At 61.7% G+C, this 12,511-nt stretch carries 12 protein-coding genes; 3 read left to right on the forward strand and 9 right to left on the reverse strand.

Annotated elements, in window-relative coordinates; translation table 11 throughout:
* Positions 1-21: 21 nt before the first annotated feature.
* Together ptsP and ABEH27_RS14325 are read right to left on the reverse strand one after the other, a co-directional pair.
* Positions 22-2,301 (reverse strand): phosphoenolpyruvate--protein phosphotransferase, encoded by a 2,280-nt coding sequence (ptsP, locus tag ABEH27_RS14320; RefSeq protein ID WP_346614206.1) that lies wholly within the window; start codon positions 2,299-2,301, stop codon positions 22-24.
* A 22-nt stretch (positions 2,302-2,323) separates the two neighbouring features.
* The gene (locus tag ABEH27_RS14325) at positions 2,324-2,803 is read right to left on the reverse strand and encodes an RNA pyrophosphohydrolase (protein ID WP_003249017.1); all 480 of its coding nucleotides are present in this window, start codon (positions 2,801-2,803) and stop codon (positions 2,324-2,326) included.
* A gap of 141 nt (positions 2,804-2,944) precedes the next feature.
* Here ABEH27_RS14325 and ABEH27_RS14330 point away from each other — a divergent pair, with 141 nt between their 5' ends.
* On the forward strand, positions 2,945-3,601 hold the full coding sequence (locus tag ABEH27_RS14330) for an HAD family hydrolase (RefSeq protein WP_346614207.1): 657 nt from the start codon (positions 2,945-2,947) through the stop codon (positions 3,599-3,601).
* Positions 3,602-3,720: 119 nt separating this feature from the next.
* Here the strand turns inward: ABEH27_RS14330 and ABEH27_RS14335 are convergent, their stop codons facing one another.
* The gene (locus ABEH27_RS14335) at positions 3,721-4,146 is read right to left on the reverse strand and encodes a DUF2269 domain-containing protein (protein ID WP_346614208.1); all 426 of its coding nucleotides are present in this window, start codon (positions 4,144-4,146) and stop codon (positions 3,721-3,723) included.
* Between the two features lie 87 nt (positions 4,147-4,233).
* The gene (gene ilvA, locus ABEH27_RS14340) at positions 4,234-5,748 is read right to left on the reverse strand and encodes a threonine ammonia-lyase, biosynthetic (RefSeq protein ID WP_346614209.1); all 1,515 of its coding nucleotides are present in this window, start codon (positions 5,746-5,748) and stop codon (positions 4,234-4,236) included.
* A gap of 134 nt (positions 5,749-5,882) precedes the next feature.
* Between ilvA and rpiA the strand changes: the two genes are divergently transcribed.
* Positions 5,883-6,557, forward strand: a complete 675-nt coding sequence (gene rpiA, locus ABEH27_RS14345) for a ribose-5-phosphate isomerase RpiA (RefSeq protein WP_346614210.1) — start codon at positions 5,883-5,885, stop codon at positions 6,555-6,557.
* A gap of 103 nt (positions 6,558-6,660) precedes the next feature.
* Here rpiA and ABEH27_RS14350 read toward each other — a convergent pair whose 3' ends face one another.
* The 4 genes from ABEH27_RS14350 to ABEH27_RS14365 form a co-directional block, all read right to left on the reverse strand.
* Positions 6,661-7,572 (reverse strand): SdiA-regulated domain-containing protein, encoded by a 912-nt coding sequence (locus tag ABEH27_RS14350; RefSeq protein ID WP_346614211.1) that lies wholly within the window; start codon positions 7,570-7,572, stop codon positions 6,661-6,663.
* A 90-nt stretch (positions 7,573-7,662) separates the two neighbouring features.
* Positions 7,663-8,583, reverse strand: coding sequence for an SdiA-regulated domain-containing protein (locus ABEH27_RS14355; protein ID WP_346614212.1), 921 nt, complete (start codon positions 8,581-8,583; stop codon positions 7,663-7,665).
* A gap of 157 nt (positions 8,584-8,740) precedes the next feature.
* On the reverse strand, positions 8,741-9,406 hold the full coding sequence (locus ABEH27_RS14360) for a fumarylacetoacetate hydrolase family protein (RefSeq protein WP_346614213.1): 666 nt from the start codon (positions 9,404-9,406) through the stop codon (positions 8,741-8,743).
* Positions 9,407-9,431: 25 nt separating this feature from the next.
* A complete protein-coding gene (locus ABEH27_RS14365; RefSeq protein ID WP_346614214.1) occupies positions 9,432-10,829 on the reverse strand; it encodes an FAD-binding oxidoreductase in 1,398 nt (465 codons plus the stop codon).
* Between the two features lie 169 nt (positions 10,830-10,998).
* On the opposite strand from ABEH27_RS14365, the gene serA reads away from it, so the two are divergent.
* Complete coding sequence (serA, locus tag ABEH27_RS14370) at positions 10,999-12,228, forward strand: phosphoglycerate dehydrogenase (RefSeq protein ID WP_346614215.1); 1,230 nt, start codon at positions 10,999-11,001, stop codon at positions 12,226-12,228.
* A gap of 59 nt (positions 12,229-12,287) precedes the next feature.
* Here serA and ABEH27_RS14375 read toward each other — a convergent pair.
* Positions 12,288-12,511 (reverse strand): transposase (locus ABEH27_RS14375; protein ID WP_346614216.1); only part of this gene is annotated, 224 nt, incomplete at its 5' end.

Below are 12,511 nucleotides of genomic sequence, written 5' to 3' on the forward strand. Positions count from 1 at the left end.
TGGCAGAGCCATAGTGGGATCTCAAAGGGTCTTGTTGGCCCCAGGCCCGATCATCCGCGCCAGGCCAAGGTTTTTCAGCGCCAGCTGCAGCGAGCTGTGGATAACCTGCGGGTTGTCATGGCTCATGGCATCGGCCAGCAATTCCTTGGCCTTGCTCATGTTGATCTGGCGCAGCATCCACTTCACCTTCGGCAGGTTGGTGGCGTTCATCGACAGGCTGTCGAAACCCATGGCCATCAACAGGATTGCCGCTGCGGGGTCACCGGCCATCTCGCCGCAAATACTCACCGGCTTGCCTTCCCCATGGGCATCGCGCACCACGGTATTCAAGGCCTGCAACACGGCCGGGTGCAGGTAGTCGTACAGGTCGGCTACCCGCGGGTTGTTGCGGTCGACTGCCAGCAGGTACTGAGTCAGGTCGTTGGAGCCGACCGACAGGAAGTCCACCTGCCGCGCCAGTTCCTTGGTCTGGTACACCGCAGCCGGAATTTCGACCATCACGCCCACCGGCGGCATTGGCACGTCGGTGCCTTCGTCGCGCACCTCGCCCCAGGCACGGTGGATCAGGTGCAGCGCCTCTTCCAGTTCGTGAATGCCAGAGATCATCGGCAGCAGAATGCGCAGGTTGTTCAGGCCCTCGCTGGCCTTGAGCATGGCGCGGGTCTGGACCAGGAAGATTTCCGGGTGGTCGAGGGTGACGCGGATGCCGCGCCAGCCCAAAAACGGGTTTTCTTCCTTGATCGGGAAGTACGACAGCGACTTGTCACCGCCGATATCGAGGGTGCGCATGGTCACCGGCAGCGGGTGGAAGGCCGCCAGTTGTTCGCGATAAATCGCCAGCTGTTCTTTCTCGCTGGGGAAGCGCTGGTTGATCATGAACGGCACTTCGGTGCGGTACAGGCCCACGCCTTCGGCACCACGCTGCTGGGCACGGGCCACATCGGCGAGCAGGCCGGTGTTGACCCACAGGGGCATGCGGTGGCCGTCGAGGGTGACGCACGGCAGCTCACGCAGCGCGTCGAGGCCCTGGGCCAGCTGGCGCTCTTCTTCGACCACTTCGCTGTATTGCTTGCGCAGTACATCGCTGGGGTTGGTAAATACCTCGCCCTTGTAACCGTCGACGATCAGCTCGATGCCGTCGACCTTGGAATACGGCAGGTCGACCAGGCCCATGACCGTCGGAATGCCCATGGCACGGGCCAGGATGGCGACGTGGGAGTTGCCCGAACCCAGCACCGACACCAGGCCGACCAGCTTGCCTTCCGGCACTTCGCCGAGCATTGCCGGGGTCAGTTCTTCGCTGACCAGAATGGTGTTGTCGGCATACACCAACGACTGCGAGCGGGCTTCCTGCAGGTAGGCCAGCAGGCGGCGGCCGAGGTCCTTGACGTCCGAGGCGCGCTCGCGCAGGTAATCGTCGTCCATCAATTCGAAGCGGTTGACGTGCTCGCCAACCACCTGGCGCAAGGCGCCCTGCGCCCACTGGCCGGTCTTGATGACTTCGGTCACCTCACCGCCCAGGGCTGCGTCTTCGAGCATCATCAGGTACACGTCGAACAGCGCACGCTCTTCGGGGCGCAGCTGGGTAGCCAGCTTGGCCGAGAGCTTGCGCATGTCGGCGCGCACGCCTTCGAGGGCGTTGTTGAACAGTTTGAGTTCGGCGTCGATGTCTTCGACAGTCTTGTCTGGCACCACTTCCAGATCGGCCGGCGGCAGCATGACCACCGCACGCCCGACAGCGGCACCCGGCGAGCCGGGCACGCCAACGAAGCGCGCTTCCTGGATGCCCTTGCCCTGGCGGCCCAGGCCACGAATGGAGCCGGTAGCCTCGGCGTGGGCGATAACCCCGGCGAGCTGAGCACTCATGGTCACCAGGAAGGCTTCTTCGCCCTCGTCGAACTGGCGGCGTTCTTTCTGCTGGATGACCAACACGCCGACCACGCGGCGGTGGTGGATGATCGGCGCACCGAGGAATGAGGCAAATTTTTCTTCGCCGGTTTCGGCAAAATAGCGATAACGCGGGTGGTCCGCAGCGTTTTCCAGGTTCAGCGGCTCTTCCCGGGTACCGACCAGGCCGACCAGGCCCTCGTTGGGGGCCATGCTGACCTTGCCGATGGAACGCTTGTTCAGGCCTTCGCTGGCCATCAGCACGAAGCGGTTGGTTTCTGGGTCGAGCAGGTAGACCGAGCAGACCTGGCTGCCCATGGCTTCCTTCACGCGCAAGACGATGATGCCCAACGCCGTCTTGAGATCTTTGGCGGAGTTCACTTCCTGGACGATCTTGCGCAGCGTATTGAGCATGGCTCGGGGTCGAACTCCGTCGTCAGTCGCGCGTCAGAAGACGCGGTGCAAGCTCTTTCAGGGCACGGCGGTACACTTCACGCTTGAAGGTCACCACCTGGCCCAGCGGATACCAATAGCTGACCCAGCGCCAGCCGTCGAATTCGGGCTTGCCGGTCAGGTCCATCCGCACCCGTTGCTCATTGCTCACCAGGCGCAGCAAAAACCATTTCTGCTTCTGGCCGATGCACAGCGGTTGGCTGTGGGTACGGACCAGTCGCTGGGGTAAACGATAACGCAACCAGCCGCGGGTGCAGGCAAGAATTTCCACATCATCGCGTTCAAGGCCAACTTCTTCGTTCAGCTCGCGGTACAGGGCATCTTCCGGCGTCTCGTCAGGGTTGATACCACCCTGCGGGAATTGCCAGGCATCCTGGTTGATCCGCCGAGCCCATAGCACCTGCCCGGCATCATTCGTGAGAATGATCCCGACATTTGGGCGAAAACCATCCGGGTCGATCACGGCAGCAACCTCGCAAACGCATGTCACCGCATTGTTCCACAAAGCCTGCGAGCGCAGCAACGCGCCCACCAAGCTTATGTGCAGCGCGGTGAAAACTCCGTATTCTGCGGGCCTACCCTGTGGCTGATGCGAGTGACCACGATGCGCCTGGCTTTATTCGACCTGGACAATACCCTCCTTGGTGGCGACAGCGACCACGCCTGGGGTGATTATTTGTGCGAACGGGGCATTCTGGACCCGATCGCCTATAAACAACGCAACGATGCCTTCTACCAGGATTACCTGAACGGCACCCTGGACCTGCAGGCCTACCTGGCCTTCTCCATGGAAATCCTCGCGGCGACCGAGCCGGCCCAGCTCGACCAATGGCACCGCGACTTCATGCGTGACTGCGTCGAACCGATCATCCTGCCCAAGGCATTGGCCTTGCTGCAGCAGCACCGCGATGCCGGCGACCAGCTGGTGATCATTACGGCCACCAACCGCTTCGTCACTGCACCGATTGCCCGCCGCCTGGGCGTGCGGGTGCTGCTGGCGACCGAATGCGAGATGCAGGATGGCCGCTATACCGGGCGCAGTACCGATATACCGTGTTTCCGTGAAGGCAAGGTGACGCGGCTTGCGCGCTGGATGCTGGAGAACGGCTTCGATCTGGAAGACAGCTATTTCTACAGCGACTCGATGAACGACCTGCCCCTGCTGGAGCGCGTGACGCATGCGGTGGCGGTGGACCCGGACCCTAACCTGCAGGCCGAGGCCGAACGGCGCGGCTGGCCGGTGGTTTCTTTGAGAGATTGAGGCAGTTCTGTTCTGGCCTCTTCGCGGGGCAAGCCCGCTCCCACAATGATCGGTGTTGCAAGGACATTGCGGGAGCGGGCTTGCCCCGCGAAGAGGCCGGCCGGTGTAGCAGAAGGCTGTCAGACCGGCTTGGCGCCCATCAACCCGGCAATGGACAGAAAGCAAACACCGCTGAAAACGGCCAAAGCCAGGGTAAACCGCAACCCTACCGCTTCGGCCTTGCGCAGCCGATTGAGGCGCACCAGCAACCACCACACGGCAAACGCGCCCACCGTATAGATGACGCTTGAAGCCAGCACCCAGGTCTGCCCCAATGGCCAACCCACCAGGTGCACCAGCCACCAGCCGGTGAACGGCATGCTCACCAGGCACGCGCCCATCAAGAGCCAGACGAACACCAGCGGCCGGCGCAGCAGTTTTGCATAGGCCTCGGCATCGCCCTGGCGGCGCGCGCGAACGGTCCAGATCGCCAGGCCCAGCGCGCCCAGAAGCAGCAGCGCGGTAGCGACGATGTGCAGGGCCTTGAGGGTGGTCAGGTGTTCCATCTTCAAATTGTCCTTCAGCAGGCTATTTCGCGTCGCCTCTTTCGCGGGTAAGCCCGCGAAAAGGGCCATCAGCCCAAGCTTAGCCGCTTAACCCAGGAACAGCCGGTAGGCCGCGTTGTCGGTTTCATCCCAGTACGGGTAACCGATCTTGGCCAGCGCTGCCGGCACCAGGTGGCGCTCGTCTTCTGGCACCTGCAGCCCAGCGACCACACGGCCGTCAGCCGCGCCATGGTTGCGGTAGTGGAACATCGAGATATTCCAGCGCCCGCCCAGCTTGTTGAGGAAGTTGAACAACGCTCCCGGCCGCTCGGGGAATTCGAAGCGCAGCACGATCTCGTCGCTGGCACCGGCCGAATGGCCGCCGACCATGTGGCGGATGTGCAGCTTGGCGAGTTCGTTGTCGGTCAGGTCGGTAACCGGGAAACCCTGATCGATCAACTGTTGCACCAGTGCAGCGCGCGGGTCGTTCTCCGGGTGGGTCTGCACGCCAACGAAGATGTGGGCTTCGTCGGAGGTATGCTTGCGGTAGTTGAATTCGGTGATCTGGCGTTTGCCGATGGCCTCGCAGAAGGCCTTGAAGCTGCCCGGGCGCTCTGGGATGGTCACAGCAATGATTGCTTCGCGCTTCTCGCCCAGCTCGGCGCGCTCGGCGACATGGCGCAGGCGGTCGAAATTGACGTTGGCGCCCGAATCGATGGCGACCAGCGTCTGCCCGCTCACACCGGTGAGCTCCACGTACTTCTTGATACCGGCGACGCCCAACGCCCCGGCAGGTTCGGTGATCGAGCGGGTATCGTCGTAGATGTCTTTGATTGCGGCACAAATTTCGTCAGTGCTGACAGTCACCACGTCATCCACATACAGCCGGCAGATATCAAAGGTATGCTGGCCAATCTGCGCCACCGCCACGCCATCGGCAAACAGCCCGACCTGCGGCAGTACCACGCGCTCGCCAGCGGCCATGGCCGCCTGCAGGCAGTTGGAGTCATCCGGCTCGACGCCGATCACCTTGATTTCCGGGCGCAGGTATTTCACGTAGGCAGCGATGCCGGCGATCAGGCCGCCGCCGCCCACCGGCACGAAGATCGCGTCCAGCTGGCCTGGTTGCTGGCGCAGGATCTCCATGGCCACGGTGCCTTGGCCGGCGATGGTGTGCGGGTCGTCGTAAGGGTGGACATAGACCAACCCCTTCTCATCGACCAGCTTCAGCGAGTAGGCCAGCGCCTCCGGGAACGAATCGCCATGCAAGACCACCTTGCCGCCCCGCGAACGTACGCCTTCGACCTTGATCTCCGGCGTGGTCTTGGGCATCACGATGGTGGCCTTGATGCCCATTTCACGCGCGGCCAGGGCCAGGCCCTGGGCATGGTTGCCGGCCGAAGCAGTAACCACGCCACGCGCCAACTCTTCAGGGCTCAGTTGCGCCAGCTTGTTGTACGCCCCACGGATCTTGAAGGAGAACACCGGCTGCAGGTCTTCACGCTTGAGCAGAATATGGTTGCCCAGGCGCTTGCTCAGCTGCCCGGCGTTCTGCAGCGGGGTTTCGACAGCGACGTCGTAGACGCGCGAGGTGAGGATCTTCTTGACGTACTGTTCGAGCATCGGGAAAGCATCACTGGCCGCGGGACAAGGGCTGCGAGTCTACCCCAGCGCTACGTCGGGCGACCACAGCAAAGCCGCCCGAGCCGTTATACTAGGCAACTTTGAAAACCGCCCTGCCCCTTTTCGGAGCCCGCATGACCCAGGACCAACTCAAACAGGCCGTCGCCCAGGCCGCTGTCGACTTCATTCTGCCCAAGCTGGATGAAAAGAGCGTTGTCGGCGTCGGTACCGGTTCGACCGCCAACTTCTTCATTGACGCCCTGGCCCAGCACAAGACCGCCTTCGACGGTGCAGTCGCCAGCTCCGAGGCCACTGCCCAGCGTCTGAAGGGCCATGGCATCCCGGTCTACGAGCTGAACAGCGTCAGCGAGCTGGAGTTCTACGTGGACGGCGCCGACGAAAGCGACGCCCACCTGAACCTGATCAAAGGCGGCGGTGCGGCGCTGACCCGCGAGAAGATCGTCGCGGCCGTGGCCAAGACCTTCATCTGCATCGCCGATGGGAGCAAGCTGGTGCCGGTGCTGGGCGCCTTCCCGCTGCCAGTGGAAGTCATCCCGATGGCCCGCAGCCACGTGGCGCGCCAACTGGTGAAGCTGGGCGGCGACCCGGTCTACCGTGAGGGTGTGGTCACCGACAACGGCAACGTCATCCTCGACGTTCACAACCTGCAGATCACCAACCCGGTGGAGCTGGAAGCGCAGATCAACGCGATCGTCGGCGTGGTTACCAACGGCCTGTTCGCGGCGCGGCCGGCGGACTTGCTGCTGCTGGGTACTTCGGAAGGCGTCAAGACCCTTACTGCCGAGTAAAGCCATCGCCGGCAAGCCGGCTCCCACCGGATCTCCACGGCCTTTGATAACTGTGGACTACCTGTGGGAGCCGGCTTGCCGGCGATTGGGGCCAGAAGAACACTCAATCAACCGGCTGCTTGAACACATAAAACAGGTTCGGCTCACTGACCAGATAAATGGTCCCCGCTTCATCCATCGCAATCCCCTCCGCCTGCGGCACCGTCTGCTTCAGCCCCTGATACCCCTTGCGCAACGACAGGGTACTCAGCGGCTTGCCTTTCACGTCCAGTTCAATCACCAGCCGCGACTCATCCGACAACGCCAGCAAATGACCACTGCGCTCGTCGAACTGCAGGCTCGAAAGATCCCTCACGAACAACCGCGCATCACGTTTGCGATCCTGCACCACATGCACCGCATAGGGTTGCTGAGGGTTGGAATGGGGAAACCCGTGAATCTCGTAGATCACCATCGGGTCGCGCTCCTTGGCCACAAACAGGCGCTTGCCCGCGGAATCGTAGGCCAGGCCCTCGAAGCCCTTGTTGCCATTCAGGCCGATACCCAGGCTCAGCTGCTCGGCATCCTGGGCATCGAGAAACAACGTGTCGTCATCCAGGCGCACGCGGATCAGCCGCTGCGTGCGCTCGTCGGTGATCACAAAGCTGTTGGGGCCGACATACTCCACCGCCTCCGGGTCGCCAAAACCGGTCAGCGGAACGCGGCGCAGAATGCGCCCGTCCAGGGACAGTTCGATCAGCTCGGAACGCTTGTTGGTGACCGTGAACAAGGTCTTGCGATCGGGGTCGTAGGTCAGTGCCGAAATATCATCGTCCAGCCCTTCCACCGGCTGCGCCTCGATCACCACCCGGTAGCGGTCCAGGCCCATGCTTTGCTCAGCAGGCTGCCACCAGGTCTTGAGGTTGAACCAGCCGCGCTCGGCCCAGCGAAACTGCTGCTCGGCCACGCCCAGAGCGAGCACGGCGAGCAGGCCACAGGCAGCCAGGACAAGGGGCAGACGGACATAACGACGCATAAAGGCAGACTCGATTTGAGGACGGCGAATCTAACCACGAACAACTGAAGTAAAGCTTAATGCCAGCATCAGAATGATCTGATTCTGATATCAGTTTTTTCTGAAGCGGTAGAACAACGCGGGCTCGCTGACCATGTACAGGTTGCCTTTGTCATCCATGGCCACGCCTTCGGCGCGCGGGATGGTGTCCTTCAGGCCGTTGAAGCCGCCCAGCAGCGTCATGAAGCTGACCTGCTGACCCTGCTCATCGAGCTCGAGCAGCATGTTGGAATCGGCCGAAAGCACCAACAGGTGGCCCGTGCGCGGGTCTACACCCAGGGCCGACAAGTTGCGCAGGTCGAGTTCGTCGCTGGCCAGCGCCTGCTTGCCACCCTTGAGTGGGCTGCGCCCATCGGTGCTCCAGGTGTAGAGCTTCGGCGGGCGCTCTTCGCCAATCACCAGGCGCTGGCGCAGCGGGTCCCAGGCTATGGCTTCGAAGCCTTTGTTGCTCTTTACCGACGTGCCCAGGTCATGGCTCGGGAAATCGGCATGGTTCAGCGATCGGGTCTGCGCATCTACCTTGACCACGGTCAGGTCATGCAGGCGCTCATCGGTGATTGCCAACTGGCCATCTTCCAGTACGGCGACACCTTCCGGGTTGTTCCAGCCCACCAGGGGGATCTGCCGCAACACATCGCCATCGAGGTTCAGCTCGACGAGGAACGGGTTTTTGCCCATTACCACGAACAGGGTGCGGGTATGCGGGTTGAAGGCCACGTCTGAGGCTTCGTCATCTTCCATGCCGGGCATAGGCTTGGCATCGATGTCGACCTGGTAATCCGGCAACCACACGCTTTCGCTACGTTCGGCGCTGGTTTCAAAGCTCTCTTTCATCCACAGCAGGCCACGGTCGTCCCAATGCATCGCCACGGCCACGCCATAGCCGATCACCGCAGCCACGGCCAGGCCAAACGGCCAGCGCAGGTAGAAGCGGCGCTTGGGGGATGCGGGAGCGGTGGAAGGCGATGGCATGCAAGGGTTCCTGAGGATTGAGCGAAGGTTCGCGCATTATCCGGATGGGTTGTGAAAAATCGGTAAATTGCGTTGCCTTCATCGCGGGCAAGCCCGCTCCTACAGGCGGCACTGTACGTGCAGGAGCGGGGTTACCCGCGAAGGGCGCGGTATCAGATCAGAGCACGCGGCTTTCGAAGCGGCTCACACCCGGCAATTCCAGCACCAGCTCATCACCGACGTTGAACGGACCGACGCCTGCCGGCGTACCGGTGAGGATCACATCGCCCGCCTGCAGCGAGAAATGCCGGGCCATGTACTGGATGATCGGCACGATCGGGTTGAGCATCATCGAGCTATTACCGTCCTGACGCACTTCGCCGTTGATGGTCAGGCGCACCGGGATATCGGTCACATCCTCGAACGCGGCAGCCGATACGAACGGCGGCAGCACGCAGGCACCGTCGAAGCTCTTGGCCAGTTCCCACGGCAGGCCCTTCTCTTTCAGCTTGGCCTGCAGGTCGCGCAGGGTCAGGTCCAGCGCCGGGGCATAACCGGAGATTGCATCCAGCACCTCCTCTTCCGAGGCGTGGGCAGACAGCGACTTGCCCAACAGCACGGCGATTTCCGCTTCGTAGTGTACCGAGCCACGGTCGGTCGGGATCTTGAACCCACCTTCCAACGGCACCACGCAGCTGCCCGGTTTGATGAACAGCAGCGGTTCACTCGGAATAGGGTTGTCCAGTTCCTTGGCATGCTCGGCATAGTTACGGCCGATGCATACCACCTTGCCCAGCGGGAAGTGAATGCGCGTGCCGTCTACGTACTGGTGCTGGTAACTCATGGCCGACTCCTTTGCTTACTGCTTTTTATTCAGGAGCGAAGATCTTACCCGGATTCATGATGCCGTTAGGATCGAAGACGGCCTTAATTGCCTTCATGCAGGCAATTTCATCCGGCGAGCGGCTGTAGCCCAGGTAGTCGCGTTTGGTCATGCCCACGCCATGCTCGGCAGAGATCGAACCGTTGTAACGCTGGACGATCTCGAACACCCACTTGTTGACCTTGGTGCACGAGGCGAAGAAATCATCCTTGCTCATGTGCTCGGGCTTGAGGATGTTCAAGTGCAGGTTGCCGTCGCCGATGTGCCCGTACCAGACCACCTCGTAGTCGGGGTAGTGCTGGCTGACGATGGCATCGATGTCGCGCAGGAACGCCGGCACCTTGGAAACCGTGACCGAGATGTCGTTCTTGTAGGGCGTCCAGTGCGAGATGGTCTCGGACAGGTATTCGCGCAGCTTCCACAGGTTTTTCAGCTGGGTCTCGCTCTGGCTCATCACCCCGTCCAACACCCAGCCCTGCTCGACGCAGTGCTCGAAGGTGGCCAGTGCTTCGTTGGCCACGTCCTCTGTGCTGGCTTCGAATTCCAGCAAAGCGTAGAACGGGCAGTCGGTGGCGAACGGCGCCGGCACGTCGCCACGGGCCAGGATCTTGGCCAGGCCCTTGTCGGAAAAGAACTCGAACGCAGTCAGGTCGAGTTTGCCCTGGAAGGCATGCAGCACGGGCATGATCGAGTCGAAGTCCGGCGTGCCCAGCACCATCGCAGTGAGGTTGCGCGGGGCGCGGTCCAGGCGCATGGTCGCCTCGACCACGAAGCCCAGAGTACCTTCGGCGCCGATGAACAGCTGGCGCAGGTCATAGCCGGTGGCGTTCTTGATCAAGTCCTTGTTCAGCTCCAGCAACTCGCCCTTGCCCGTGACCACCTTCAGGCCGGCAACCCAGTTGCGGGTCATGCCATAGCGGATCACCTTGATGCCGCCGGCGTTGGTGCCGATGTTGCCGCCGATCTGGCTTGAGCCGCTGGAGGCGAAATCGACCGGGTAATAAAGGCCCTGCTCTTCGGCGAAGTTCTGCAACTGGCGGGTGATGACGCCTGGCTGGCAGACCACCGTGCGGTCGAAGGCATTGAAGTCGACAATCTGGTTCATGTAGTCGAAGGCGACCACCACCTCGCCATTGGCCGCCACGGCACCGCCGGAAAGCCCGGTGCGGCCACCGGAAGGCACCAGGGCGACGTGATTGCGATTGGCCCAACCGACAATGGCGTGCACCTGCTCCACGCTTTTGGGGAACACGATGGCGCTGGGTGCGGGCGGGTAATGCTTGGTCCAGTCCTTGCCATAAGCTTCCAGGGAAGCCGCGTCAGTCAGGACCTTGCCAGGGTCGACAAGGGTCATCAGTTCATCAATTACAGCGGGGTGGGTCATCGCTGGAACTCTCGACTTATTCATAGTCACCCTGAGCACTCTTCACCTGTCGGGATAAGCTCAGATTGTGTCGCGTATGCTAGCATAGCCCTCCCGCTGTTCATGCTAAGGCCCACGCCGCGCCTAGCATCACCCTCGCCATTTTTCTCCGGGATACAGGTTTACGCAGATGAGCAAGACTTCTCTCGACAAGAGCAAGATCCGCTTCCTTCTTCTTGAAGGTGTGCACCAGAACGCGGTCGATACTCTCAAGGCTGCCGGCTACACCAACATCGAATACCTCACGGGTTCGCTGCCGGAAGCCGAGCTGAAGGAAAAGATCGCCGATGCCCACTTCATCGGCATCCGTTCGCGCACCCAGCTGACTGAAGAGATCTTCGACTGCGCCAAGAAACTGGTCGCTGTCGGCTGCTTCTGCATCGGCACCAACCAGGTCGACCTGGAAGCTGCCCGCGAGCGCGGTATCGCCGTATTCAACGCCCCGTACTCCAACACCCGTTCGGTAGCCGAGCTGGTGCTGGCCGAAGCCATCCTGCTGCTGCGCGGCATCCCCGAGAAAAACGCCTCCTGCCACCGTGGCGGCTGGATCAAGAGCGCGGCCAACTCGTTCGAAATCCGTGGCAAGAAGCTGGGCATCGTCGGCTACGGCTCGATCGGTACTCAACTGTCGGTACTGGCTGAAAACCTCGGGATGCAGGTGTACTTCTTCGACCCGCTGACCAAGCTGCCGCTGGGTAACGCCGTTCAGGTCGCGAGCCTCAACGAGCTGCTGGGCCTGGCCGACATCGTTTCGCTGCATGTGCCTGAGCTGCCATCCACCCAGTGGATGATCGGCGAGAAAGAAATCCGCGCGATGAAGAAGGGCGCGATCCTGATCAACGCCGCCCGTGGCACCGTTGTCGAGCTGGACCACCTGGCCGCCGCGATCAAGGACAAGCACCTGATCGGCGCCGCCATCGACGTGTTCCCGGTCGAGCCGCGTTCCAACGACGAAGAGTTCGAAAGCCCGCTGCGCGGCCTGGACAACGTGATCCTGACCCCGCACATCGGTGGTTCCACCGCCGAAGCCCAGGCCAACATCGGCCTGGAAGTGGCCGAGAAACTGGTCAAGTACAGCGACAACGGTACCTCGGTATCCTCGGTCAACTTCCCTGAAGTGGCCCTGCCGGCGCACCCAGGCAAGCACCGCCTGCTGCACATCCACGAAAACATCCCGGGCGTGCTCAGCGAGATCAACAAAGTCTTCGCCGAGAACGGGATCAACATCTCCGGTCAGTTCCTGCAGACCAACGAGAAAGTGGGTTACGTGGTCATCGACGTCGATGCCGAGTACTCCGACCTGGCGCAAGAAAAACTGCAACACGTCAAAGGCACCATCCGCTCGCGCGTACTGTTCTGAGTGTGATTGCTGTCTAGTCCTGAAATAGGTTTACATCTGTTCAGGTAGGCCGACAGGCCTCAAAACGCCCGATGCACAGCATCGGGCGTTTTGTTTTTCAGGGCCATATGAGGCCGTTCTGTGTTGTAGATCTGCACTGCCTCGTCAACCATCTGCCTCGCTTGCTCCAGATCTGCAGGACTACTCAACAGCAGCTCCATCTTGAGGATTCCGTTGATTCGCTCGGCCAGCGCGTTCTGGTAGCAGTCATACCCATCGGTCATGGAGCACTGAACGCCGTGCC

It is taken from the genome of Pseudomonas sp. P39-UII1 (genome assembly GCF_039672635.1).
In the GTDB taxonomy this organism is placed as follows: domain Bacteria; phylum Pseudomonadota; class Gammaproteobacteria; order Pseudomonadales; family Pseudomonadaceae; genus Aquipseudomonas.